The following is a 23,419-nucleotide window of genomic DNA, read 5'->3' on the forward strand; positions in this document are numbered from 1 at the left end:
GGCGGGGTTCACCCCCGCCCCCACCCCCCCGCGGCACTAGACGCGGCCCGCCCCCGGGGGGGCCCGCACCTCTTCTCCGTCTGCGAGGCGGTCTACTCCGCGACGGTGGTGAGCTGCAGCAGGCCCTCGCCGAACGTCGAGATCGCGGCGATGACCGCGGGGGAGGACTGCGTCTCCTGCAGCAGCGTGCGGTAGGCGGACGTCACGGCGTCCCGCTGCACGGGGTCGGCGACTCGTCCGCTGAGCACGCGGGGCACCAGCACGGTGCCCCCGGCGCGCGCCAGCCGGAGCCCGTGCTCGACGTAGTCGATGACGTTCTCGGGGTCGGCGTCGACCAGCACGACGTCGTACGAGGCCTCGTTCATGCGCGGCAGCACGTCGGACGCGCGGCCGGTGATGAGGCGCACGCGTGAGGAGGGCACCTTCGCGTGAGAGAAGGCCTGCCGAGCGGCGCCCAGGTGCTCCGGCTCGTTGTCGATGGTGGTCAGCACGGCCTTCGGGGCTCCCCGCAGCAGCCACAGACCGGACACGCCGGCGCCCGTGCCGATCTCGATGACGGAGCGCGCATCCGAGGCGGCGGCGATCACCGCGCACTGCGCGCCGACGCCCGCGCTGACCGGGGCGGCGCCCAGCTCGAGCGCGTGCAGCCGTGCCCGTGCGATGTGCTCCGGTTCCACGACCGTCTCGCGCGCGAATCGCGCGATCGCATCATGCTCGCTCATGCCGAACCTCCTGGATCCCCTCCAGAATACGGTCGTCGCCTGCGGAGACCGCGCAGGCACGGCCGGTAGGCTGGACGCCATGTTCTTCGGGCTCACCTTCGAGAAGGTGCTGGTGATCCTCGCGATCGCCGCCCTGCTCATCGGCCCGGAACGCCTGCCGCGCTACGCGGAGGTCCTGGCCCAGTTCGTCCGCCGTGCCCGCGACTTCGCGCAGGGCGCGCGCACGCGGGTGCGCGAGGAGATGGGCCCGGAGTTCGACGAGGTCGACTGGCGAAAGCTCGACCCCCGTCAGTACGACCCGCGCCGCATCATCCGCGAGGCGCTGCTCGATGACGACGCGCCACCTCCGGCCGCCGCCGCGGAGCCGCGGGTGATCGCCCCTCCGCGCGTCGACGGGCCGCTCACACGGCAGAGCTTCTCGGCTGCCTCGCCGCCGCCGTTCGACGCCGAGGCGACCTGAGCGGTCGCCCTCAGCGCACCGCCACCGGCAGCAGCCGGCCAGCCAGCCTGCGCGGCAGGGCGGCGACCCGCTCGGCGAGGCGGGTGATCTCGTCGGCCGCCGCATCGTCGGGGTGCGACACCACGACCGGATCGCCGGCGTCGCCGGAGGCGCGCAGCGCCGGGCTGAGCGGGATCGATGCGAGCACCGGCACCGACTCGCCGGAGGCCGACAGCGCCGCCGCGACCTCGGCCCCGCCGCCCGATCCGAACAGGTCCAGGGTCGTGCCGTCGGGGAGCGCCATGGCGGCCATGTTCTCGACCACGCCGATCACGCGCTGGCCTGTCTGCCGCGCGACCAGGCCGCTGCGCACCGCGACGTCGGAGGCGGCCGCCTGCGGCGTCGTCACGACCAGCACGTCGGCGTGGGGGAGCAGCTGACCGACCGAGATCGCCACGTCGCCCGTCCCCGGCGGCATGTCGAGCAGCAGCACGTCGAGGTCGCCGAAGTAGACGTCGGTCAGGAACTGCTGGACGGTGCGGTGCAGCATCGGGCCCCGCCAGGCCACCGCTCCCTGGCCGGACGCCCCGTCCTCGCCGGTCTGCAGGAACATCCCGATCGAGATCGCCTTCACGCCGTGGGCGACGGGAGGCAGCATCAGCTGGTCGACGCGCGTGGGCTGGGTGACCTCCCCGCCCTTCGAGAGCCCCAGCAGCCCGGGGATCGAGAAGCCGTGCACGTCGGCGTCCACGAGCCCCACGGCGAGACCTCGCCGTGCCAGCGCCACCGCGAGGTTGGCCGTGACCGTCGACTTGCCGACGCCGCCCTTGCCGCTGGTGACCGCGATCACGCGCGTCAGCGAGTCGGGCCCGAACGGCATGCCGCGCGCCGGTCGCAGCCGCGACGTCAGCGCCTGCCTCTCGGCGGGCGTCATCACGCCCACGTCGATCGCGACCGCCCCGACCCCGTCGACCGACTCGGCCGCGCGTCGGACGTCGGTCTCGATGCGATCCGCCGCAGGACAGCCGACGATGGTCAGCGCGATCGACACCCGCACGTCCACGCCGGTCGCCTCGACGCCCCGGACCATGTCGAGCTCCGACAGCGGACGACGCAGCTCCGGGTCCGCGACACGGCCCACCGCGTCGCGCACCCGCTCCGTGAGAGTCGTCACGCCTCGTCCGAGCGAGCGGCCGGCTCGTCCTTGGCGGCACGGGTGTCGAGCTCCTCCAGCAGCGCCCGAAGCTCCTCGCGCAGCACGTCCCGCGTGATCGCGCGCTCCTCCATGTCGCCGAGGGCGAGGCGCAACGCGACCATCTCGCGCGCCAGGTACTCGGTGTCGGCGAGGTTGCGCTCGGCGCGCTGGCGGTCCTGCTCGATCTGGACGCGGTCGCGGTCGTCCTGGCGGTTCTGCGCCAGCAGGATGAGCGGTGCGGCGTACGACGCCTGCAGAGAGAGGGCGAGCGTGAGGGCCGTGAAGCCCAGTGCCGCGGAGTCGAAGCGCCAGCCCTCCGGCGTCAGCGAGTTCCACAGCATCCAGACCACGCAGAACAGCGTCAGGCCGATCAGGAACGCCGGGGTGCCCATGGCGCGGGCGATCCACTCGGTGGCGCGTCCGAACCGGTCACGGTCGCGGCTCGGCGACGACGAGGCCAGGCGCGGCGTGCGGCCGCGCACGGTGTCGGGGCGGGAGATGTCGCGGGGGGCCATCAGGAGCGCCTCGTCGTCTGGATCGGGCCCGTCGCGGGGGCGGCCGGCAACGGCTCGTCGACGTCCTGCGAGCGCCAGTCGTCGGGCAGCAGGTAGTCGAGCATGTCGTCGACGCTGATCGCGCCCACGAGACGGCGGGCCTGGTCGACGACCGGCATCGACACGAGGTCGTAGCTGGCCAGGCGACGCGCCACCTCGGCGGCGGTCGCCGTCGCGGCGACCGGGTCGATCGTGTCGTCGAGGATCGCGCCGATCCGCTCGTGCGGCGGGTAGCGCAGCATGCGCTGGAAGTGCACGGCGCCCAGGAACCGCCCCGTGGGAGTCTCGTACGGCGGCAGCGTGACGAACACGCTCGCCGCGAGCGCGGGGTGCAGCTCGTGGCGCCGGATGGTCGCCAGCGCCTCCGCGATCGTCGCGTCGGCCGACATGATGATCGGCTCGGTGGTCATCAGGCCGCCCGCGGTGTCGGCGCCGTAGCGCAGCAGCATGCGGACGTCCTCGGCCTCCTCGGGCTCCATGAGCTGCAGCAGCTCCTCGGAGCGCTCGGGCTCGAGCTCGGCGAGCAGGTCGGCCGCGTCGTCGGGCTCCATGGCGTCGAGCACGTCGGCGGCGCGCTCGTCCCCGAGCTTCTCGAGGATGTGCACCTGCTCGTCCTCGGGCATCTCCTCCAGGGCGTCCGCGAGCCGCTCGTCGGAGAGCTCCTCGGCCACCTCGATCATCCGCTCCTCGGGCAGGTCGAGCAGCGTGTTGGCGAGATCCGCAGGGCGCAGCTCGGCGTAGCTCGCCGCCAGCGCCTCCGCCGACTGCGCCTCGCCGGGCGTGTGGTGCTCGCGCACCTCCGCCCACGTCGCGAACGTCGTGGGCCCCTTGGCGAACGGCGAGGCGCTCGTCTTCGGCTTGCGCAGGAACAGCTGGCCGATGGCCCACTCGCCGACGCGATTGGGCTCGATCCCGACGTCCTCGATGACCGCCGAGCCGCTGCCGTCGACGAAGTGCACGCGGCGACCGACGACCTCGGCCAGCACGCGCACCTCGTCGGCGCGCGGCTGGAACCGGCGCACGTTGATGAGCCCGGTGGTGATGACCTGCCCGGAAGAGATCGACGTGACGCGACCGATGGACACGAACACCTGACGGCGCCCGGGGATCTCGCAGACGAGGCCGATCACTCGGGGCGCGCCGCTACTTCGGTAGACGACGACGACGTCCCGGACCTTGCCGAGCCGGTCGCCCGCGGGGTCGAAGACGGGGCAGCCGGCCAGGCGCGCCGCGAAAACCCTCTGCGTGCTCATGCCCTCCAGCGTAGTCCGCGCCCCGCCCTCGCGAGCCCCCGCGCGAGCGCTCTCAGGGGTACAGGAGGCGGAAACGCTCGGTGATGACGGGCATGGACGGCGAGAAGCCCTGATCGTGCTCCGCGTGCTCGGTGAAGAAGCGCTCGTGCACGTCGCGCCAGTGGGCGAGAGACCGGTCGCCCTCGCCCTCGGCGCGGGCGTGGGCGGCGTCGACGTCGTCGAACGGCACGGTGTCGATCGAGGTGTTCAGGATGACCGCTCGGGGAGCGCCCGACCCGTCGAGGACCACGTCGAGCTGACCGGCGACGGGAACGGGCTCGCCGGTCGCCGGGTATCCTCGCGCGTCGCTCGACGTGCCCGTCTTCGTGCCGGTCAGCACCAGCGCCAGCAGGGCGTCCGCGTGAGCGGGCGTCGCACCGAATCCCCACGCCTGCGGCGGCGCGTCCGGGAGCGAGAGCTCGGGCTCCGCCACAGAGATCGCGGCGCGGGCACGGTCCCAGAAGGCGGCGACGGCGGCGGGATCGGGATCGGGGATGCTCATCCCGCCAGCGTAGGCGCGCGGGCGCCGCTCCGCGCACCGCGAACGCGGGCCGTGCCGGGCGAGGGCGCGTGGGAGAATGACGCGCATGAGCATGATGAGCGGGATGGGCCGGGCGTTCGAGGTCGGCGAGACCGTGGCGAGCTTCAAGGAGTACGACGCGGCGCAGAAGGCGGTGTCGCGCCTGATCGCCGCCGAGGTCCCCGCGGCGGACATCGCGATCGTCGGCACCGCGCTCCGCTCGATCGAGAAGGTGACCGGTCGGCTCGGGTACGCGCAGGCGGCCTGGTCGGGCGCGGTCAACGGCGTGCTGCTCGGACTGCTCTTCGCCGCCATGGTGGTCATCTGGTCGCCCGGTCTTCCGATCTCGACGTTCGCCGGCGTGCTGCTCGTCGGCATCGCCCTCGGGATGCTGTTCCGCCTCATCAGCTACGCGCTCCTGCGCCGCCGCCGCGACTTCGCGAGCGTCATGCAGGTCTCCGCCGACCACTACGAGGTCACCGTCCTGCCGCGCAGCCTCGGCAAGGCGCGTCAGGAGCTGGGCGCCGCGGCGCGACCGTCCGCTCCGGTGCCCGCTGCTTCTCTCGACGAGCCGCCGCGCTACGGCGTGCGGATCGATCCGTCCTCCGGCGCCGCACAGACCGGGGGAGCACAGCCGCCGGCGGCCCCTGCCGCATCGCCCGCCTACGTCCCGCCGGGGATGGAGCCGCGGCGCGACGAGGCGACGGGCGACGCGCAGCAGTCGGGTGACGGCGAGGCGCCCGAGAGCCGGGACACCGACCGCTCGTGACCGAGCAGGCCTCGGTGAAGGTCTCGCTGCCCGCCGGTCCGGTGGAGATCAGCGTCGCGGTCGACTCGGCGGCCGAGCCACGGGCGGCGGTGGTGCTCGCGCACGGCGCCGGCGCCGGCATGCGGCACGCGTTCCTCGAAGGGCTCGCGTCGGCTCTCGCCGCCGACGGCGTGACCGTGATCCGCTTCAACTTCCCGTACGTCGAGGCCGTGCGACGGATGCCCGGTCGCCCCGCCGACGCGATCTCCGCCTGGCGCGCGGTCGTGGCGCACGCGGCGGGAACGGGCCTTCCCGTGTGGGCCGCCGGCAAGTCGTACGGCGGACGGATGGCATCGATGGCGGCAGCGGAGGGCGACTTCCCGGTGCGGGGGCTCGCCTACCTCGGCTACCCGCTGCACGCGCCCGGGAAGCCCGAGCGGCCGCGCGCCGACCACCTGCCGCTCGTCGCCCAGCCCCAGCTGTTCGTCGAGGGCGAGAACGACCCCTTCATCCAGCCCCTCGAGCAGTTCCGCGAGGCCGTCGCGACGTGCCGCGACGCCGGCGTGGAGTGGGTCGAAGGAGCCAACCACTCGTTCGAGGTGAAGGGTCGCCGGCGCCCCGCCGACGAGATCGGCGCCTCGCTCGCCCCGTTCCTGTCCGCCTTCGTCCGCTGATCCCCCGCGGGACGGGCAGGGCGGGGCGTCAGGCGCGGAGCCGGGCGATCCAGGCCTCGACGTCGTCGGCGCTGCGGGGGATATCGGCCGACAGGTTGACGGGGCCGTCCTCCGTCATGAGAATGTCGTCCTCGATGCGCACGCCGATGCCGCGGTACTCCTCGGGCACGGTGACGTCGTCGATCTGGAAGTACAAGCCGGGCTCGATCGTGAAGGCCATGCCCGGCTCCAGCACGCCGTCGTAGTACATCTCGCGGCGCGCCTGCGCGCAGTCGTGCACATCGAGCCCGAGGTGGTGACTCGTGCCGTGCACCATGTAGCGACGGTGGTGGCCGCCCTTGTCGGCGTCGAGCGCCTCCTCTGCGCTCACCGGGAGCAGGCCCCACTCGGCCGTGCGTGCCGCGAGCACCTCCATCGCGGCCTCATGCAGCGTGCGGAACTTCACTCCCGGCCTCGCCGCCGCGAACGCGGCGTCCGCCGCCTCTCGCACGGTCTCGTAGATCCTGCGCTGGATCGGCGTGAACGTGCCGCTGACCGGCAGCGTGCGCGTGATGTCGGCGGTGTAGAGGCTGTCGACCTCGGCTCCCGCATCGATCAGGATCAGGTCGCCCGGCAGGACCGCTCCGTCGTTGCGCGTCCAGTGCAGGTAGCACGCGTGCGGGCCGGACGCCGCGATCGTGTCGTAGCCTTCCCAGTTGCCGTCGCTGCGCGCGCGCTGGTGGAACACGCCCTCCACCACGCGCTCGCCCCGCGGGTGCTCGACGATGCGGGGCAGCTCGCGCACGATGTCGTCGAAGCCGGAGGCGGTCACCTGCACGGCCAGGCGCAGCTGCTCGACCTCGTAGTCGTCCTTGCGCAGGCGCAGCTCCGACACGAAGCACGTGAGCTCCTCGTCCTGGTCGACCACCAGGTCGCCGTCGGCAGCGCGGAACTCGTCGACGTGCGCCGTCGCCAGGCCCAGCTCGCCGCTGACCCCGGGCAGCGCCGGGCGCGGCCCGATCCAGAACTCGCCGATCGTGGCGTTCGAGTAGAACTCGGCCGTCGTGCGATCGGCCCGCTCACGGAAGTACAGCGTGACGTCGTGGCCGCCTTCGGCGGGGTCGAACACGAGCAGCGAGTCGGGCTCGGAATCGGCGGCCCAGCCCGTCAGGTGGGCGAACGCCGAGTGCACGCGGAACGGGTAGTCGGTGTCGTTGCTGCGCTGCTTGAGCGAGCCTGCCGGGATCACGAGGCGCTTTCCGGGGAACGCCCGCGACACGGCGGCACGGCGCGCGGCCGCATACGAGGCCTGCGCGCGGAGCGGCGGGAGCTGCTCGGGGCGGTCCGCCCATCCCTCCGAGATCGTGTGGAGGAAGCCCTGGGGGAACGGCTGCTTGCGGTTGGTCGTGCCCGCGGGCTGCTTCTCGGTCTCGGTGCTCTCGCCGGTCTCGCTCATGCCTCCAGTCTCTCACCGTGCACGCGTGCCGCCTACGCTGAGGGCATGGCCTCATCGAACGCGCGACGCGTCCATCCGGTGTTCGTGTTCGCAATCGACCTGCTGCTGGTTCTCGCGTTCTGCGCGATCGGGCGCGCATCGCACGAAGAGCCCGCACTCGGCGCGGGCTTCGTCGAGACCGCGTGGCCCTTCGTCGTCGGCCTCGCGGGCGGGTGGGCGCTGATCCTCGTCCGCCGGCTGCGACCCGACACGCTGGCCGCAGGCGGCGTGGCCTTCGCTGTCACGGTGACGGGCGGGATGCTGCTGCGGGCACTGTCCGGGCAGGGCACCGCCGTGGCGTTCGTGATCGTGGCGGTGCTGACCCTGCTGGTGCAGCTGGTCGGATGGCGGCTCGCCTGGCGCGCGGCGCGCGCACTGCGCGGCGGACGCCGGGTCTCCGCCCGCTGACCGTCGGAGCCCCGCGCGACGGGGTCAGCCGGCGGGCTCGAGCTGGACGACCAGCGGGCGGTGGTCGCTGCCCGCGTCGTCGAGGTTGGTGAGCACCACCGAGCCTGTGGTCTCCCAGTCCTCCGAGTGCATCACGTGATCGATCGGGGTCGAGAGGAGCGCCGGGACGTCCGTGGGCCACGTGCCCACCCCGCCGTTGCCGCTGGCAGCGGCCGAGTCGCGGCAGTAGCCGAAGTCGGCTCCGTCCACCGCCAGGGACGGCGTGTGGTCGAGGGTCGCATTGAAGTCGCCCGCGAGGATGACGTTCTCTCCGGCCGGGCACTGGTCGGCGAGCCAGCGCAGATCGCTGCTCCACGAGCTCATGTACTGCGGCCGCGGCGCCACGGCGTGCACGGCGACGATGGTGGGGCCGTCGCCGTTCACCGGCATGGCGACCGCGCTCGGCATGTTGCTCGTGCCCTCGCGGGACGAGTCGATCACGGCGTAGTCGCCGAGCTCCGGCGTGATCAGGATGGTCGTCACCCAGGACTGCGGGCCGTCGACGACGTCCTCGTTGTACTGCACGTGATGCACCCACATCGGTCGTCCGAGCTCGCGCATCTGCACCGCGACGTCCTCGCCCACGCTCTGTGCCGTCTCCGGCAGCGCGACCACGTCGGCGTTCATCGCCACCGCGGTCTGGGCGATCTGTTCGGCGCCCGTCGCATCGCCGGCGGTGTTCCAGGTCATCACGCGGACGCTGGACTCGGTCTCGGGCGGAAGCGTGTCGCCGTAGCCGCGCTGGGCCAGGATGAGGCCGCCGGCGATCGCCCCGATACCCGCCACGAGTGCCATGGACATCGCGAAGCCGCGCATCGGCCGCGCCAGCGCGAAGAGCAGGAAGACCAGCGTGATCAGGGCGAACGCGCCGACCATCACGCCCCGCATCGACACGATCTGGGCGAACGGCACGGTCTGCTCGAGGTGGAAGAACTGGGGCCAGGTCACGACGGCGGTCGCACACGCGAACACCACCGTCACGAGGACCCCCAGCACGCGCAGCACGCCCTCCAACCTAGGCCGCGCTCCTGGGAAACCGGCGAGCCGTGGCCGTGCGGCCGATGGGCGTCCGGCGCTCCGGACGCCCTAGGATCGCTCTGTGGCAGAAGTCGAGGGCGCGCGGTCCCGGGCACCGCGGTTCAGCGGCCCGAGCGACCTGCACCTCCACTCGGCACGCTCGGACGGGACGGAGCCGCCCGCCGAGGTGATCGCCTCGGCGCACCGCCACGGTCTGCGCACCGTGGCGCTCACCGACCACGACACGACTGCCGGATGGGCGGAGGCCGCGGAGGCGGCGGGATCCCTCGGCATGACGCTGCTGCCCGGCATGGAGTTCTCGGCGAAGCACGAGTGGCGCAGCGTCCACCTGCTGTCGTATCTGTTCGATCCCGACGACACGGCGCTGCGCGCGGAGACCGACCGGATCCGCGGCGACCGCGTCGGCAGGGCGGAGCGGATCGTCTCGAACATCTCGCGCGACTACGACCTGACGTGGGAGGACGTGCTCGCGCAGACGACGCGCGACGCCACGGTCGGTCGTCCGCACATCGCGGACGCGCTCGTCGCGCGCGGACTGGCGCGCGACAGGGGAGAGGCGTTCGACGGCATCCTGCATCCGCGCGAGGGCTACTACGAGCCGCATTACGCCCCCGACCCGTTCCGTGTCGTGGAGCTCGTGACGTCGGCCGGGGGCGTCGTGGTGGTCGCGCACCCCACGCCGTCGGGCCGCTCGCGGATGATGCCCGAACCCGTGCTGCACGCGCTGATCGACGCCGGGCTCGCCGGTTTCGAGATCGACCACCGCGAGAACACCGAGGCCGGCAAGCGGGTGCTGCGCCGCATCGCGGCCGACCGCGACCTGATCGTCACGGGCTCGAGCGACTATCACGGCCGGGGCAAGCCGAACATCCCCGGCGAGAACACGACGAGCGACGCGATGGTCGAGCGCATCATCGAGCGGGCGACGGGCACCTCTCCCGTCTACCCGGCGTAGGTCCCGGCGACAATACGACTTCGCGCCGAGAATGCGCGTGGTCGCTGCATTCTCGGCGCGAAGAGGGATTCTCGCGGAAGGGCGGTCAGGCGCCCTGCGCCGTGCTGCCCGACGAGCGGCGGCGACGCCGACGCCGACGGGCGGCCGCGGGCTTGCCGTCGTGGTGCTCCTTGCCCTCGCCGTCGTGCGTGCCCGCGCCCTCCGGCCGCTCGGCGCTCTGGTCGGCGGATGCCGGGGCATCGCCGCCCTCGCCCGAGCCGCGGCGACGGCGACGGGGCGTGCGGTCTCCCTGATCCGACCCGGCCTGCGCCGACCGGTTCTGGGCGGACCCGCCCTGCGAGCGACGCTCGTGGCGCTCGGCCTTGGGAGCGGTGGTGAGACGGCCCTTGGTGCCGGCCGGGATGTCCAGGTCCGTGTACAGGTGCGGGCTCGACGAGTAGGTCTCGGTCGGCTCCGGCTGACCGAACTCGAGCGCGCGGTTGATCAGCGCCCACTTGTGCAGGTCGTCCCAGTCGACGAACGTGATCGCGATGCCGGTCTTGCCGGCGCGCCCGGTGCGTCCGGCGCGGTGCAGATACGTCTTGTCGTCGTCGGGGATGGTGTGGTTGATGACGTGCGTGATGTCGTCGACGTCGATGCCTCGCGCCGCGACATCCGTCGCGACCAGAACCAGGACCTTGCCCGCCTTGAACGCCGCCATCGAGCGCTCGCGCTGCTCCTGGCCCATGTCGCCGTGCACCCCGCCGACGTTGAAGCCGCGGTCGCCGAGCTCGTCGACCAGGCGCTGCGCCGCGCGCTTGGTGCGGGTGAAGATCACGGTCTTGCCGGCGCCCTCGGCCTGCAGCACGCGGGCGATGATCTCGTCCTTGTCGAGCGAGTGCGCGCGGTAGATGACGTGCTTGATGTTCGCCTGCGTCAGGCCCTCGTCCGGATCCGTCGCGCGGATGTGGATCGGGTTCGACATGAAGCGACGCGCGAGCGCCACGATCGGGCCCGGCATGGTCGCGCTGAACAGCTGCGTGTGACGCACCTGGGCGACCTTCTGGAAGATCTTCTCGATGTCGGCGAGGAAGCCGAGGTCCAGCATCTTGTCGGCCTCGTCGAGGACGACCTCGGTCGCGTTCGACAGGTCGAGCAGGCGCTGTCCCGCGAGGTCGATCAGGCGGCCCGGGGTGCCGACGACGATTTGGGCGCCCGCCTTGAGCTGGTCGATCTGCCCCTCGTACGCCTTCCCGCCGTAGATCGCGACGACGCTGGTCGCGCGGTTCGACGTGAGCAGGTCGAGATCCTCGTACACCTGCACGGCTAGCTCGCGAGTCGGCACGACGATGAGCGCCTTCACTCCGGGCTCGGGGTTCTGGCCGAGACGCTGCACGACGGGGATCCCGAAGCCGAAGGTCTTGCCGGTGCCCGTCTTCGCCTGGCCGATGAGGTCCTGGCCCGGCAGTGCCAGCGGGATGGTCTGCTCCTGGATCGGGAACGCGTCCACGATCCCCTTCGATGCGAGCGACTCGACGATGTCCTGGTCGACGCCGAGTTCGGCGAAGGTCGTCACGATATTCCGAACCTGTCCGGCAGTCTGCGCTGCCTGTGATGAAGTGCGATCCACGCCCTTGTCAGCTCCAGGCGCGGGGCCCCGATCCGACGTCGGGGACCGCACCAGCCTACCGGAGCGCCCCGACCCGCTCCTGGGGGCGCCCGGGCGCGTCGGGTGAGCTCGTGCCACGCCGTAGTCTTGAGCACGTGGTGAACTGGAAGTTCTGGCGCCGACGCCCGCCTGCGCGCATCCTCAGGCTGCGTCCGCGCGGCGAGATGGGCGACGCGACGCGCGTCGACTTCGAGGAGCTCGCGCCGGACGCCTCCACGTTCCTCGGGCAGGCCGCGTACCTGCAGCTCGGATACTTCGAGACGCTCAGCCGACTGATCCGCGCGACGCCGCAGCTCGAGGAGAAGGAGGCCCTCTCGCTCGCCGCGGGGGCGGCCCTCGTCAAGCACCGCGCGATCATCGACGTCATCCGCGGCCGCGGTGAGGACCCGGCTGCGGTGATGGGGCCCTTCCAGGAGCAGCTGGACGTGTTCCGCCGCGCCACTATCGGCGCACGGCCGCGCGAGACCATGCTCTCGGTGCACATCACGGCCGGCATGCTCGACGACTTCTACCGGACGCTCGCAGCCAGCTACGGCGAGACGGGACGCCGCATCGCGCGCATTCTGAACGTCGACAGCGACAGGGAGCTGCTCGTCGAGCTCGTCCGCACCACCATCGAGGCGGACGACGAGATGCGCTCGCTGCTGTCGATGTGGGCGCGGCGGCTGGTCGGCGACACGCTTCTGGTGGCGCGCGCGGCACTGCGCCCTCAGCGTCTGGGCGTCGACGACGAGAAGAAGGTCGAGCCCGTCTTCACCGCGCTCATGGCGGCGCACGCCCGCCGCATGGACGCGCTCGGGCTCGCGTCGTAGACCGGATGCCTGCCTTCATCCCGACCCGCGCCGCCGGGGCGCTCGTGGTGGCCGGCACGGCGCTCGCCCTCAGCGCATGCGGGGCCGTCGCGCCGGCCGGACTCCCGGCTGAGGGAGGCGTGGACTATCAGCTCGGCGGGGCCTCGACACCGCCGGACGGCGTCACGGTCGTGGTGCGCGACGTGACCGCGCAGCCCGCGGCGGGTGTGTACTCCGTCTGTTACGTGAACGGCTTCCAGACACAGCCCGGCGAGCTGCCGGAATGGCGCGCCGACGCCCCGGCGGCGATCCTCGAGGTGGACGGCGGCCCGGTCGCCGACCCGGAATGGCCGGACGAGTACGCGCTCGACACTCGGACGGACGAGGCCCGTGCCGCGATCCTCGCCCGTCGCGGAGCGGAGATCGAGGAGTGCGCGCGCAAGGGGTTCGACGCGGTCGAGCTCGACAACCTCGACGCGCACACGCGGTTCGCGGCTCTCAGCGAGGAGGGCGGCCTGGCCCTCGCCGCGTCGTACATCGACCTCGCCCACGACAGCGGCCTGGCGGTCGCGCAGAAGAACTCGGCGGAGCTGGCCGAGCGCGGTCCGGATCTCGGCTTCGACTTCGCGGTCGTGGAGGAGTGCCTCGCCACGGAGGAGTGCGACGTGTACGCCGCGGCGTACGGCACTCAGGTCATCGACGTCGAGTACGAGCTGTCGGACGACGAGTTCGACACCCGCTGCGCCGAGGCGCCGAACCCGCGACTCACGATCCTGCGGGACCTCGACCTGCTGCCGGAGGGCGATCCGGATCGTCTCTACCGCGCGTGCGAGGGCTGAGCGGTCGCTCAGGCGACCACCGGCGGGCGCAGGGCGTCCTCCGAGCGGGCACGCGGGTGCGCCGGGTTAGGGTGAGCCCGCCCGCCCGCCCGCCCGCCCGCCCGCCCGCCCGCCCGCCCGAGAGGAGAGCCCGTGCTCGTCGTCGACTTCCTGATCGCGATCCTGCTGATCGCGGCGCTCGTCGCCGGGCTCCGCGCCGGACTGTTCTCGGCCCTCGGCGCGCTGTGCGGGCTCGTGGCGGGCGGGCTCATCGCGCCCTGGGCATTGCCGATGGTGTCGGAGGCGGTCACCGATTCCGCGTGGCGTCCGGTGGCGGTGGTCGCCGCCGCCGTCGCGCTGCTGGCGGTGGGAGCCGCTCTGGGATCGCTCGTCGGCGCGGTGATCCGGCGCGGTGCCGACCGCCTGCGCCTGAAGGCGATCGAGCGGCTGCTGGGAGGCGCCCTCGCCGTCGTGGCCGCGGGGCTCGCGATCGCGCTGGCCGGCTCGGGCATCGCGGCTGCGGGCATCCCCGTGGTGTCCGCCGCGGTGTCGTCGTCGACGGTGCTGAGGACGATCGATCGCCTGACACCGGCGCCCGCGGCGGAGGCCATGGCGCGCCTACACTCCGCCGTGCTCGGCGACACGGTCCTGCCGACCATCGACGGGCTGCTGGACGAGGGACTCGAAGGGACGGACGTCGCCGATCCCGGCACCGTGGACATCGAGGCCCCGGCGCTCCGGGAGGCCGCGGCGTCGGTCGCGCGCGTCCACGGCGTCGTGCCCTCGTGCGGCCGGGGAGCCACCGGCACGGGGTTCGTGGTGGCGGACGACCTGATCATGACCAACGCCCACGTGGTTGCCGGGATGGAGACGCCCATCGTCGAGCTGCCGGGGGAGCCGGCCCGCGACGGCACGGTGGTGTACTTCGACCCCGTCGACGACCTGGCGGTGATCGCCGCCGACGTGGACGCGGCGCCGCTGTCCGTGACGGAGCCGCTCGCCGCGGGCGCCGCAGCGGCGGTGCTCGGCTATCCCTACGGCGGCCCGTTCCGACTGGTCGACGCCGGCGTCACGATGGTGGGCTCCGCTCCGATCGACGACATCTACGGCGCTGCCGCCTCCTCGCGGGAGGTCTATGCGCTCGCCGCCGAGGTGCATCCCGGCAACTCGGGCGGACCGCTCCTCACCCCCGACGGCGCCGTGGCCGGGGTGGTGTTCGCTCGGGACGAGTTCCAGGCCGACGTGGGCTACGCGATGTCCACGGCCGAGGTGCTGCCTGTCCTGGCGCAGCTCGGGGACGCGGTCGAGCCGGTGTCCACCGGATCGTGCGTCGGCTGAGGCGGAACGCGTCTCGCCGGCCCGTGCGGGTCAGGCCAGGCCGAGTCTGCGGGCCTGAGCGGCGTCGCGCGCGGCGCGCACACGGCTGATCGCGTCAGCGCCCGCCCAGGACACCAGGGAGGCGGCCGCGAGGGACGCCAGCCAGGTCCACGGGCTGGCCTCGCCGAGGCCCGTCCACGTGCAGACCGCGTACACGATCGCGGCGGTGCCGCCCGCCAGCGAGGGGGCCAGTGTGATGCCTCGCAGCGCGCGCCGCGGCAGCGCGAAGTGCACGCCGACGCCGATGGCGACGGCGGCGATCAGCGCGAGGAGGATGTACACGCGCGTCAGGCGACGAAGCCGACGCGGCGGGTCTCCTCGCTGCCGACCTCGACGAACGCGAGGTTCGCGGTCGGCACGATGTAGGAGTTGCCCTTGACGTCGGTGAACGACAGGTGGCTGGCGCCCTGCTCGAGCGCTGTGGCGATCGTTCCCTTGACCGAATCGGCGCTCTCCGACGACTCGAAGCTGAGCTCGCGGCCGGTGTTCGTGATGCCGATGCGGATGTCCACGGGTGACTGCCTTTCGTCGCGCTGAGACCCGGAGCGGGCCCTGCGACAACTCTATGGCAGGCGGCGCCACGGGCCGGCCCGTGAACGCTGAGGGCGAACGCCCCGCCGTCGCGCACGGCCGATGTCCGGGCCGCCGATTAGCGTGGTGGGCATGACCGGACGGGCCTGGGACGCGGATCAGCTCACCGTGCTGGAGCTGCCGGCGTCGGCCTCCGGCACGGTCGGCGGCGCACCGGGCTCGGGCAAGACCGCCGTGCTGGTCGAGCGCGTCGCGCGGCTTCTCGACCGGGGCCTCGCCGCCGACCAGGTCGTGGTGCTGACACCGACGCGCGCGTCCGCCACGCGTCTCCGCGACGAGCTCGGGGTCCGCGTGAACGTCGCGACGCCGGGGCCGCTGGCGCGCTCGATCGGATCGTTCGCGTTCCAGGTGGTGCGCGCCGAGGCGGTGCGCCGTGGCGACGAGCCGCCGAAGCTGTTGACCGGAGCCGATCAGGACCGCATCCTCGCCGACATGCTCGCGGGCGTCGAGGAGGACGAGCGCGAGGGAACGTCCTCGTGGCCGCCGCACCTCGGCGCGCCGGTGCGCGCCTCGAAGGACTTCCGCTCCGAGCTGCGGGCGTTCCTCAGCGAGCTCGTCGAGCTCGGAGTCGAGCCTGCTGAGCTCGCCGCTCTGGGCGTCGACGCCTGGTCCGCGGTCGCGTCGTTCGTCACGGAGTACCGCGAGGTGCTCTCGGGCATGCGAGCGACGCATCGCGACGTCTCCCAGCTGTACGCGGAGGCAGCCGTCGCTCTTCGCCGAGGAGCGGCGATCGCCGGGCTGGAGCGGCTGGAGGTCGTGCTGATCGACGACGCCCAGGAGCTCACGCGCGGCGGGATCGCCGTGGTGGAAGCGCTGCGCGAGCGCGGCGTGGCAGTGGTGGGGTTCGGCGATCCCGACATCGGGTCGGGGGCGTTCCGCGGCGCGACGCCCGAGCTGTTCGCGCAGCTCACGGCCGCGCTCGGCGCTCGGCACGTCCTGCGCGAGGCGCACCGTGCTCACCCCGCTCTTACCCGGCTGGTGCGCGCGGCGACCCAGTCGATCGGAGCCGCCGGGGTCGTCGCGCACCGCCAGCCGCCCGGGCCGGAGACCGACGTGAGCGGGGTGATCGAGACACACGTCGCGCCGTCTCCCTACGAGGAGGCCGACCGCATCGCCTGGGTGCTGCGCGAGTGGCACCTGCTCGAGGGCGTGCCGTGGGAGCGTATGGCGGTGATCGCTCACGACACCCGACAGATCACCACCCTGGAGGCAGAGCTCGCCGCGCGCGAGGTGCCGACCCGCGCGGCGGGCGTGCAGCGGCCGCTCGGCAGCGAGAGCGCCGTGCGGGACCTGGTGGAGATCGTCGACCTCGGTCTCGCGGAGCACGACGACCGCGACGATGAACGGCTGCTCGCGGCGCTGCGGTCACCGTACGGCGGGCTGGACGGCGTGGGGCTGCGGCGGCTGAGGGCGAGCCTGCGCCACGGCGAGCTGGCGTCGGGCGGCAGCCGCCCGGCGAGGCAGCTGCTGCGCGAGGCGCTCGGGCTTCCAGCGACCTTCGACCTCATCGACTCGCCCGAGGCGCGGGTCGCGCGCCGATTCGCCGAGACGCTCCGCATGCTCCACGACGAGGGCGCGCGCGGCGCCACTGTCCACGAGCTGCTGTGGACGGTGTGGGATCGCGCCCGCGCCGCGGACGGGCGGCGGCTCGATGCGGCATGGCACGAGCAGGCGCAGTCGCAGGGAGCGCTCAGCGCGGAGACGGGGCGAGCCCTCGACGGGCTGGTCGCGTTGTTCGACGCGGCGAAGAGAGCCGTGGAGCGCAACCCTCAGGAGGGGCCGGGGCCCTTCGTCCGCGACATCCTGGGCAGCGACGTCCCCGAGGACACGCTGTCGTCCCCCGACCGCGGAGGGGCCGTGAGCCTCTTCACCCCGGCGAACGCGCTCGGCGTGGAGTTCGAGGCGGTCGTGATCGCCGGCGTGCAGGACGGCGTGTGGCCCAACACGAGGCTGCGCGGGGGACTGCTCGAAGGGTGGCGCCTGCCGGCGCTGATCGACGCGGCACGCGCCGGCACGGCGCCCCGCGACGACGGCGTGCTGGATCGTCGCCGCGCCGTCCTGCACGACGAGTTGCGGCTGTTCGTGCGAGCGGCGTCGCGCGCCCGGTCGCGGCTGGTCGTGACCGCGGTCGACGACGACGACACGGGGCCCAGCGCGCTGCTGTCCTTCCTGCCCGCGCCCGACCCGACCTCAGCGGCACGCGTCGAGCATCCGTTGACTCTCCGGGGTCTCGTGTCGCTGCACCGCCGCGCCCTCACCGCGTCGACCGACGAGGGGGAGCGTGCCGACGCGGCGGCTCAGCTGCGTCTGCTCGCGGATGCCGGCGTGCCCGGTGCCGATCCGCGTCACTGGTACGGGATCCTCCCGCCGTCGACGGACGGGCCGCTGCGCGACCTCCAGACCGGTGGCGCACGGGTGTCGCCGTCGCGCCTGGAGGCGTTCGAGCGGTGCGGGCTCGACTGGGCCGTCTCCGCGCTCGGCGGCGACACCGTCACCGCCCCGAGCGCCGGAATCGGCATCATCCTGCACGCGGCGCTCGAGCGGGTGCCCGACGGAGACCTCGCGGCGCTGCGAGCGGTGGTGGAGGAGCGGTGGGGAGAGCTCGACTTCGAGACCCCGTGGATCGCCGCCAAGGAGAGACGCCGCGCCGAGAGGCTCGTCGACCGCCTGCACGCCTACCTGCGGACGGTCGCCGCGGAGGGCGGAGAGCACGTGGTGTCGGAGGCGGAGTTCCGGTTCGCGGTCGACATCGACGGCGGCGACGACGCCGAGATGCTCGGCGTGCACGCGGGCGACGACGCGGCCGGTCCCGGCCGCGCGACGGTGAGCGGAGTGATCGACCGGGTCGAGACCTATCCGCCCGGCGGCGGTGAGCACGCGGCGGCGCGCGGCGCGGCGGCCGGGTGGACCCGGATGCGCAGCGTCGACGAGGGCGCCCCGCGCCGCGTGGCGGTCGTCGACCTGAAGAGCGGGAAGAACGAGCCGCTCACCGAGGCGAAGGTCGCGGACCACGCCCAGCTCGCGGCCTATCAGGTCGCGGTGCAGGAAGGGCTGGTGCCCGGTGCCGACGCGGCGGGGCTCGTCGGTGCGCGCCTCGTCGTGCTCGACGGGGCCATCGGCAAGAGCGACTACCGGGTCGCGCACCAGCACCGGCTGGACGACGAGACGCGCGCCGCGTTCCTGCGTCGTGTGGCGGAGGCCGCGCGAGGCATGTCGGCCAGCGCCTTCACGGCGCGGGTCGACGAGCACTGCACCGTGGAAGGGCCCTACGTGCCGAACTGCCGCATCCACACGGTCCCGGCGGTGAGCTCGTGAGCACCACGAACCCGCTGCACGACGCTGCGACCGCGACGTGGAGCGCCGGACACGGGCTGAGCGCGGCGCACCTGTCGGCGGCGCTCAGCCTGCCGACACCGACGCCCGCGCAGCAGCGCGTCATCGAGGCGCCCCCCGTTCCCGCGCTGGTGGTCGCCGGCGCGGGCAGCGGCAAGACCGAGACGATGTCAGGGCGCGTGGTCTGGCTCGTGGCGAACGGACACGTGGAACGCGATCAGATCCTCGGACTGACCTTCACGCGCAAGGCGGCGGGCGAGCTCGACGAGCGCATCTCGGCACGGCTCGCCCTGATCGACGAGTTCGGGCGACGTGGCCTCCTGCCGCACCTGGCCCGCATCGTCGAGCGTCACGAGCTCTCCGACATCGAGGCGGCGGCGACGCCCGCGCAGCGCAGCGCCGTGCGTCGACGCGTGCTGGACGAGCTGGCCCGGTCCTACGACACCGGCTGGGATCCCGCCGCGGCGACCAGCGTCGACTCCCTGATGATCCGGCCCCGCGTCGCCACCTACAACGCCTTCGCCGACACGATCGTGCGCGAGCACGCCGCGCGCATCGGCCGCGACCCCGAGGCCGGGATGCTCAACACGTCGGCCTCCTGGCTGATCGCCCGGCACGTCGTGCTGCGCGCCCAGCTGCCTGGGCTCGACGAGATCGAACGGTCGGTCGCCGGCGTCGTCGACGCGGTGCAGCGCCTCGCCGCCGACGTCCTCGACCACCGCGTCGACCTGGACGAGCTCGAGCGCCTCGCGCGGCGGGAGGCCGCCCGATTCGAGCCGTACGTCGCTCACGACAAGGCCAAGCGGCCGCACGCGAACCTCACCACGATGCCGATCCTGGTGCGGCTCGTGCGCGACTACATCGCCGAGAAGCAGCGACGGGGAGTGCTGGACTTCGCCGACCAGGTGGACGGCGCCTTCCAGATCGTCGAGGCGGCGTCGTCCGTGCGCGACGAGCTGCGCGCCCAGTACCGGGTGGTGCTGCTCGACGAGTACCAGGACACGTCCGTGATCCAGACGCGCTTCCTCGCCGCCGTGTTTCGCGGAGCCGCGGTGATGGCAGTCGGCGATCCCCACCAGTCGATCTACGGCTGGCGGGGAGCGAGCGCGGACAACCTCTACGCCTTCGGACGGGAGTTCGGCGACGAGCGGAAGGTCGACCAGTACGACCTCATGACCAGCTGGCGCAACGACCGCGCCATCCTCTCGGTCGCGAACCGCGTGCTGAGGCCCCTGCAGGCGGACCGCGGTTTCCGGGTCCCCGAGCTCGAGCCCCGGCCCGGAGCCGGAGACGGCCGCGTCGAGGTCACGTTCCCGCACACCGTCGACGAAGAGGCCGACGCCGTCGCCGAGTGGTTCGAGAGGCGGCGTGCGGAGCACGGCGCGAGCACGGCGCAGCCGCAGGGCGTGGAAACCGCGGCGAAGCCGCAAGGCGTGGAAACCGCGGCGAAGCCGCAAGGCGTACAAAGTGCGGCGAAGCCGCCAGGCGTACAAAGTGCGGCGAAGCCGCACACTGGCGCGATCCTCTTCCGCTCCAAGCGTCACATGAGCCTCTTCGCCGCGAAGCTCGGGGAGCGCGGCATCCCGCATCGCATCCTGGGGCTCGGCGGCCTGCTGTCCACGCCCGAGGTCGTCGACGTGCTGTCGGTGCTGCGGGTGCTGCACGACCCCACCTCCGGGTCTCCGCTGATCCGGCTGCTGGTCGGGCCGCGCTTCCGGGTCGGGGTGGCCGACATGGCGGCGCTGTACGACTTCGCCTCCGAGCTCGCCCGCCGCGACGCAGGGCTCGCGCCGCTGCCGGACGAGCTGCGGGCGCGCCTGCGCACCTCGAACGGCGCCGACGAGGCGGTGTCGATCGTGGACGCGGTCGACGTCGTGCGCACGATGCGCGACGACTACCGGCTGGTGCAGGGCATCACCCCGGAGGGCCGCTCTCGGATCCGCGAGGCCGGGGCGATGCTCGAGCGCCTGCGCCGACAGGTCGGTCAGCCGATCCCCGAGCTGATCCGCCTGATCGAGCTCGAGCTGCGTCTGGACATCGAGCTCGCCGCCAACGAGACCCGCGGGCCCGCACGAGTCGCTTCGACGCAGCTGCGGGCCTTCGTCGACGAGGTGCGGGGGTTCCTGTCCGCGGACGAGCGCGGGACGATCGGCAGTCTGCTGGCATGGCTCGATCGCGCCGAGCAGGCCGACGAGCTGATGCCGCGGACCGAGCCGCCGGAGCCAGGGGTCGTGCAGCTGCTGACCATCCACGGGTCCAAAGGGCTCGAGTGGGACGCCGTGGCCGTGGTGCGGCTGGTCGAGGGCGAGCTGCCGGGCACGGCGAAGGACACCGCGGGGTGGCTCGGGTTCGGCGTGCTTCCCTATGCGCTGCGCGGCGACAGGGCCGCGCTGCCCGCCTTCGATTGGGATCCACTCACCGCGGGCGCGGGAGTCGAGGACGAGGACAAGCGACGCAAGGCCGAGCTCGACTCGTTGATCAGCGAGTCGAAGGACCCGGACAAGCGCGGCGCGCTGGCGCGATTCGCGGATGCGAACCGCGCTCATCAGCGCGAGGAGGAACGACGGCTCGCGTACGTCGCCACGACCCGTGCCCGCGGCGACCTCCTGTTGACCGGATCGCACTGGGCGGGGCAGTCCCGCCCCCGCGTGCCCAGCGAGTTCCTCGTCGAGGTCATGGAGCGACTCGGCCTCGACGCCGTCGGCACGGTCGACCGCGACGACAACCCCTACACCGGCACCGCGACGACGCTGGAGTGGCCGATGGAGCCGCTCGGCAGGCGTCGAGACCGCGTGGTGGACGCGGCGCGGCGGGTGCGCGACGCGGAGAGCGCATCGCCGTCGCCGCGACTGAGCCGTCTGCTCGCCGAGCGCGAGGAGCGTGAGCGGGGCAGGGCGGCGGCCGCCCCCACCCGCATCCCCGCCTCGCGTTTCAAGGACTACGTCGCCGACTTCGCCGCGACGGTCTCCGAGGTGAGCCGTCCGATGCCCGAACGTCCCTACACGCAGACGCGCATCGGCACGCTGTTCCACCAGTGGGTCGAACAGCGATCCGGCGTCGCCGGCGCGGCGGCGTCCACCGATGACGCGCTGTGGGAGACCGACGAGGATCTCTGGGGCGGGGACGCGCCCGTCGGGACCGAGACCGAGGTGTCGGTCGAGGACGAGACGGCTCTGGCCGCTCTCCGCGAGACGTTCCTGCGCAGCGAATGGGCCCCGCTGAGGCCCATCGAGGTGGAGACCGAGATCGACTTCGCGATGCGGGGGGCCGAAGGCGGCCCGAGCCACATCGTCATCTGCAAGCTCGACGCCGTCTACGAGCGGGACGGGCGCATCGAGATCGTCGACTGGAAGACCGGGAAGGCGCCGCGCACCGCCGCCGAACGAGAGCAGCGGATGCTGCAGCTCGCGCTGTACCGGCTCGCCTATCACCGTCGGCACGGGGTGCCGCTGGAACGTATCGACGTCGCGCTGTACTACGTCGCCGACGACCTGGTGATCCGCGGCGACCGGGTCTATTCGGAGGAGGAGCTCGTCCAGCGCTGGGACGCGGCGCGGTCGGCGCGCGCCGGTCGGCCGGCGGACGGCTGATCGCCGTCGTCGACCGTGGGGATCGCATCGGTCGCCGTGTCGGCGAGGCCGACGAACTCGGACGGGTCGATCGGCTGGGTCTCCTGGGCCGCGGAGGCCGCGCGAGCGCGCTTGTCCGCGCTCCACGAGGCGTCCGGCGTGAGGGAGAGCTCGTCGGGGTCGTACGCGTCGGTCTGCATCGACGTGTCGGCCGCCGCCGAGGAGGTCGCCGGGAGGTTGGCGAGCACCGTCAGCGCGTCGTCGATGTCGGTGCGCCCCTCGTCGTCGATGTCGGCGAGCAGAACGTCGTCGCGCACGCCCTCCGCGAGGGACTCGAGCAGCGCGGCCGCGTCGTCGACCACATCGGTGCGGTGGGCCTCGAGCCCGTGCACGAGCCAACGGGCGAACTCGAGCTCGGCGTGCAGGCGCGCGCGCACATGCACGGCGGCATCGGGCGCGCGGTGGGCGGCCTCTCCGTAGGCCCGCGCGATGTCCCGCGCCGCGTCCGGCGCCGACGCGACCCACCGCAGATCGACCGCGGGGTCGTCGATCGACAGACCGTGCCAGTCGAGGACACCCGAGACCGCGGGCGCGCCGCGGTCGTCGTCGAGGAACAGGAACGACGTCGCCTGCGTGCCGCCGAGACAGATCGACGGCTCGAACGCCCACAGCCTGTCGTCGTCGACGGCGTCACGCCAGCGCACCGTGAGGCGGACCGGGAGGCGACCGCTGCGCCCGGCGGCGTCGACGACCCGACGCACGTCGTCGCGGGTCTGCTCGGGCGTGCGCTCGCGGAGACCCGCGGAGCGGACGACCGACGGGGGCAGGGCGTGGATCGCCGCGAGGGCGCGCCCGATCGACGTCGCCGCGCCCTCACCGGGCGGGAGCTCCTCGGCGTCGATGAGATAACCGGGGACGAAGGTGGTGATGACGGCGCGTGCGCCGGAGATACCGGCCGCGCCCACGTACTCGGGTGCCCGGAACGGCAGCATGCCGCGCACACCAGGCGTCAGAGCGCGCAGCGCGACCGTCTCGGCGGCGATCTCCTGATCGATGCCGTCCTCCGTCGCGACGCGTGCCACGAGCTCGCGTCCGTCGCGCAGCGTCGCGACTGCGGCGTCGAAGCGCCCGCCGCCCGCCGCCGTGAGCCGTCGGGCTCCGACGACCTCTGCGTCCGGGACGGCCGCGGACACCGCCGCCGCTAGAGTGAGAGGAGAGCGTGCCATGCCCCCAG

Annotated in this window: 21 protein-coding genes; 10 read left to right on the top strand and 11 right to left on the bottom strand. The window is 73.1% G+C overall.

All coding sequences use genetic code 11. From position 1 onward, the window contains the following. Nucleotides 1-92 precede the first annotated feature (92 nt). Nucleotides 93-722, bottom strand: coding sequence for an O-methyltransferase (locus K5S26_RS02995; RefSeq protein WP_221855808.1), 630 nt, complete (start codon nucleotides 720-722; stop codon nucleotides 93-95). Between the two features lie 79 nt (nucleotides 723-801). Between K5S26_RS02995 and K5S26_RS03000 the strand changes: the two genes are divergently transcribed. After that, nucleotides 802-1,182, top strand: coding sequence for a twin-arginine translocase TatA/TatE family subunit (locus tag K5S26_RS03000; RefSeq protein WP_221855810.1), 381 nt, complete (start codon nucleotides 802-804; stop codon nucleotides 1,180-1,182). 10 nt (nucleotides 1,183-1,192) lie between these two features. Here K5S26_RS03000 and K5S26_RS03005 read toward each other — a convergent pair whose 3' ends face one another. Genes K5S26_RS03005 through K5S26_RS03020 form a run of 4 tightly spaced genes read right to left on the bottom strand, consistent with a single transcriptional unit; the run spans nucleotide 1,193 to nucleotide 4,704 of the window. Then, nucleotides 1,193-2,335: an Mrp/NBP35 family ATP-binding protein gene (locus K5S26_RS03005; protein ID WP_221855812.1), complete on the bottom strand. Its 1,143-nt coding sequence runs from the start codon at nucleotides 2,333-2,335 to the stop codon at nucleotides 1,193-1,195. Next, complete coding sequence (locus K5S26_RS03010) at nucleotides 2,332-2,871, bottom strand: DUF1003 domain-containing protein (protein WP_221855814.1); 540 nt, start codon at nucleotides 2,869-2,871, stop codon at nucleotides 2,332-2,334. Before K5S26_RS03010 ends, K5S26_RS03005 begins: the two co-directional genes overlap by 4 nt. Then, nucleotides 2,871-4,163, bottom strand: coding sequence for a magnesium transporter MgtE N-terminal domain-containing protein (locus tag K5S26_RS03015; RefSeq protein ID WP_221855815.1), 1,293 nt, complete (start codon nucleotides 4,161-4,163; stop codon nucleotides 2,871-2,873). Before K5S26_RS03015 ends, K5S26_RS03010 begins: the two co-directional genes overlap by 1 nt. Before the next feature lie 52 nt (nucleotides 4,164-4,215). After that, on the bottom strand, nucleotides 4,216-4,704 hold the full coding sequence (locus K5S26_RS03020; RefSeq protein WP_221855816.1) for an ASCH domain-containing protein: 489 nt from the start codon (nucleotides 4,702-4,704) through the stop codon (nucleotides 4,216-4,218). A gap of 85 nt (nucleotides 4,705-4,789) precedes the next feature. Between K5S26_RS03020 and K5S26_RS03025 the strand changes: the two genes are divergently transcribed. Further along, entirely contained in the window at nucleotides 4,790-5,491 is a 702-nt protein-coding gene (locus K5S26_RS03025) for a YflT domain-containing protein (protein WP_221855817.1), read from the top strand. Continuing rightward, nucleotides 5,488-6,144, top strand: coding sequence for an alpha/beta hydrolase family protein (locus K5S26_RS03030; protein WP_308122734.1), 657 nt, complete (start codon nucleotides 5,488-5,490; stop codon nucleotides 6,142-6,144). Before K5S26_RS03025 ends, K5S26_RS03030 begins: the two co-directional genes overlap by 4 nt. Before the next feature lie 28 nt (nucleotides 6,145-6,172). On the opposite strand, the gene K5S26_RS03035 is transcribed toward K5S26_RS03030, so the two are convergent. Further along, nucleotides 6,173-7,579 (bottom strand): aminopeptidase P family protein, encoded by a 1,407-nt coding sequence (locus K5S26_RS03035; RefSeq protein WP_221855818.1) that lies wholly within the window; start codon nucleotides 7,577-7,579, stop codon nucleotides 6,173-6,175. A 45-nt stretch (nucleotides 7,580-7,624) separates the two neighbouring features. Between K5S26_RS03035 and K5S26_RS03040 the strand changes: the two genes are divergently transcribed. Continuing rightward, nucleotides 7,625-8,026: a DUF3054 domain-containing protein gene (locus K5S26_RS03040; RefSeq protein WP_221855819.1), complete on the top strand. Its 402-nt coding sequence runs from the start codon at nucleotides 7,625-7,627 to the stop codon at nucleotides 8,024-8,026. A 24-nt stretch (nucleotides 8,027-8,050) separates the two neighbouring features. Here the strand turns inward: K5S26_RS03040 and K5S26_RS03045 are convergent, their stop codons facing one another. Continuing rightward, a complete protein-coding gene (locus K5S26_RS03045; protein WP_221855820.1) occupies nucleotides 8,051-9,070 on the bottom strand; it encodes an endonuclease/exonuclease/phosphatase family protein in 1,020 nt (339 codons plus the stop codon). A 94-nt stretch (nucleotides 9,071-9,164) separates the two neighbouring features. Here K5S26_RS03045 and K5S26_RS03050 point away from each other — a divergent pair, with 94 nt between their 5' ends. Then, nucleotides 9,165-10,058, top strand: a complete 894-nt coding sequence (locus K5S26_RS03050) for a PHP domain-containing protein (protein ID WP_221855821.1) — start codon at nucleotides 9,165-9,167, stop codon at nucleotides 10,056-10,058. 85 nt (nucleotides 10,059-10,143) lie between these two features. Here K5S26_RS03050 and K5S26_RS03055 read toward each other — a convergent pair whose 3' ends face one another. Further along, nucleotides 10,144-11,613 (bottom strand): DEAD/DEAH box helicase, encoded by a 1,470-nt coding sequence (locus tag K5S26_RS03055; RefSeq protein ID WP_221855822.1) that lies wholly within the window; start codon nucleotides 11,611-11,613, stop codon nucleotides 10,144-10,146. Between the two features lie 188 nt (nucleotides 11,614-11,801). Between K5S26_RS03055 and K5S26_RS03060 the strand changes: the two genes are divergently transcribed. The 3 genes from K5S26_RS03060 (at nucleotide 11,802) to K5S26_RS03070 (ending at nucleotide 14,653) form a co-directional block, all read left to right on the top strand. Further along, entirely contained in the window at nucleotides 11,802-12,518 is a 717-nt protein-coding gene (locus tag K5S26_RS03060) for a ferritin-like fold-containing protein (protein ID WP_221855824.1), read from the top strand. Between the two features lie 5 nt (nucleotides 12,519-12,523). Beyond that, on the top strand, nucleotides 12,524-13,336 hold the full coding sequence (locus K5S26_RS03065; protein WP_221855826.1) for an endo alpha-1,4 polygalactosaminidase: 813 nt from the start codon (nucleotides 12,524-12,526) through the stop codon (nucleotides 13,334-13,336). A gap of 132 nt (nucleotides 13,337-13,468) precedes the next feature. After that, nucleotides 13,469-14,653 carry a MarP family serine protease gene (locus K5S26_RS03070; protein ID WP_221855828.1) on the top strand — a complete coding sequence of 395 codons (1,185 nt, stop codon included), beginning with the start codon at nucleotides 13,469-13,471 and terminating at the stop codon, nucleotides 14,651-14,653. A 30-nt stretch (nucleotides 14,654-14,683) separates the two neighbouring features. Here K5S26_RS03070 and K5S26_RS03075 read toward each other — a convergent pair whose 3' ends face one another. Beyond that, nucleotides 14,684-14,974 (bottom strand): hypothetical protein, encoded by a 291-nt coding sequence (locus K5S26_RS03075; RefSeq protein WP_221855829.1) that lies wholly within the window; start codon nucleotides 14,972-14,974, stop codon nucleotides 14,684-14,686. Between the two features lie 5 nt (nucleotides 14,975-14,979). Further along, complete coding sequence (locus K5S26_RS03080) at nucleotides 14,980-15,204, bottom strand: DUF3107 domain-containing protein (protein WP_221855831.1); 225 nt, start codon at nucleotides 15,202-15,204, stop codon at nucleotides 14,980-14,982. Nucleotides 15,205-15,355: 151 nt separating this feature from the next. Here K5S26_RS03080 and K5S26_RS03085 point away from each other — a divergent pair, with 151 nt between their 5' ends. Next, nucleotides 15,356-18,598: an ATP-dependent DNA helicase gene (locus tag K5S26_RS03085; protein WP_221855832.1), complete on the top strand. Its 3,243-nt coding sequence runs from the start codon at nucleotides 15,356-15,358 to the stop codon at nucleotides 18,596-18,598. Next, nucleotides 18,595-22,206, top strand: a complete 3,612-nt coding sequence (locus K5S26_RS03090; RefSeq protein WP_308122735.1) for an ATP-dependent helicase — start codon at nucleotides 18,595-18,597, stop codon at nucleotides 22,204-22,206. The genes K5S26_RS03085 and K5S26_RS03090 overlap by 4 nt, the downstream gene beginning before the upstream one ends. On the opposite strand, the gene K5S26_RS03095 is transcribed toward K5S26_RS03090, so the two are convergent. Next, nucleotides 22,131-23,411, bottom strand: coding sequence for a phosphotransferase (locus tag K5S26_RS03095; protein WP_246603418.1), 1,281 nt, complete (start codon nucleotides 23,409-23,411; stop codon nucleotides 22,131-22,133). The two genes, K5S26_RS03090 and K5S26_RS03095, sit on opposite strands and share 76 nt — an antisense overlap. Nucleotides 23,412-23,419: the final 8 nt, after the last annotated feature.

It is taken from the genome of Microbacterium marinilacus (assembly GCF_019753765.1).
Classification (GTDB): Bacteria; Actinomycetota; Actinomycetes; order Actinomycetales; family Microbacteriaceae; genus Microbacterium; species Microbacterium marinilacus.

Excerpts from the sequence above, each read along its gene's own strand:
- K5S26_RS02995 (WP_221855808.1), bottom strand. The coding sequence starts at position 722 with ATGAGCGAGCATGATGCGATCGCGCGATTCGCGCGCGAGACGGTCGTG.
- K5S26_RS03000 (WP_221855810.1), top strand. The coding sequence starts at position 802 with ATGTTCTTCGGGCTCACCTTCGAGAAGGTGCTGGTGATCCTCGCGATC.
- K5S26_RS03035 (WP_221855818.1), bottom strand. The coding sequence starts at position 7,579 with ATGAGCGAGACCGGCGAGAGCACCGAGACCGAGAAGCAGCCCGCGGGC.
- K5S26_RS03010 (WP_221855814.1), bottom strand. The coding sequence starts at position 2,871 with ATGGCCCCCCGCGACATCTCCCGCCCCGACACCGTGCGCGGCCGCACG.
- K5S26_RS03020 (WP_221855816.1), bottom strand. The coding sequence starts at position 4,704 with ATGAGCATCCCCGATCCCGATCCCGCCGCCGTCGCCGCCTTCTGGGAC.
- K5S26_RS03025 (WP_221855817.1), top strand. The coding sequence starts at position 4,790 with ATGAGCATGATGAGCGGGATGGGCCGGGCGTTCGAGGTCGGCGAGACC.
- K5S26_RS03040 (WP_221855819.1), top strand. The coding sequence starts at position 7,625 with ATGGCCTCATCGAACGCGCGACGCGTCCATCCGGTGTTCGTGTTCGCA.
- K5S26_RS03065 (WP_221855826.1), top strand. The coding sequence starts at position 12,524 with ATGCCTGCCTTCATCCCGACCCGCGCCGCCGGGGCGCTCGTGGTGGCC.
- K5S26_RS03015 (WP_221855815.1), bottom strand. The coding sequence starts at position 4,163 with ATGAGCACGCAGAGGGTTTTCGCGGCGCGCCTGGCCGGCTGCCCCGTC.
- K5S26_RS03095 (WP_246603418.1), bottom strand. The coding sequence starts at position 23,411 with ATGGCACGCTCTCCTCTCACTCTAGCGGCGGCGGTGTCCGCGGCCGTC.
- K5S26_RS03085 (WP_221855832.1), top strand. The coding sequence starts at position 15,356 with ATGACCGGACGGGCCTGGGACGCGGATCAGCTCACCGTGCTGGAGCTG.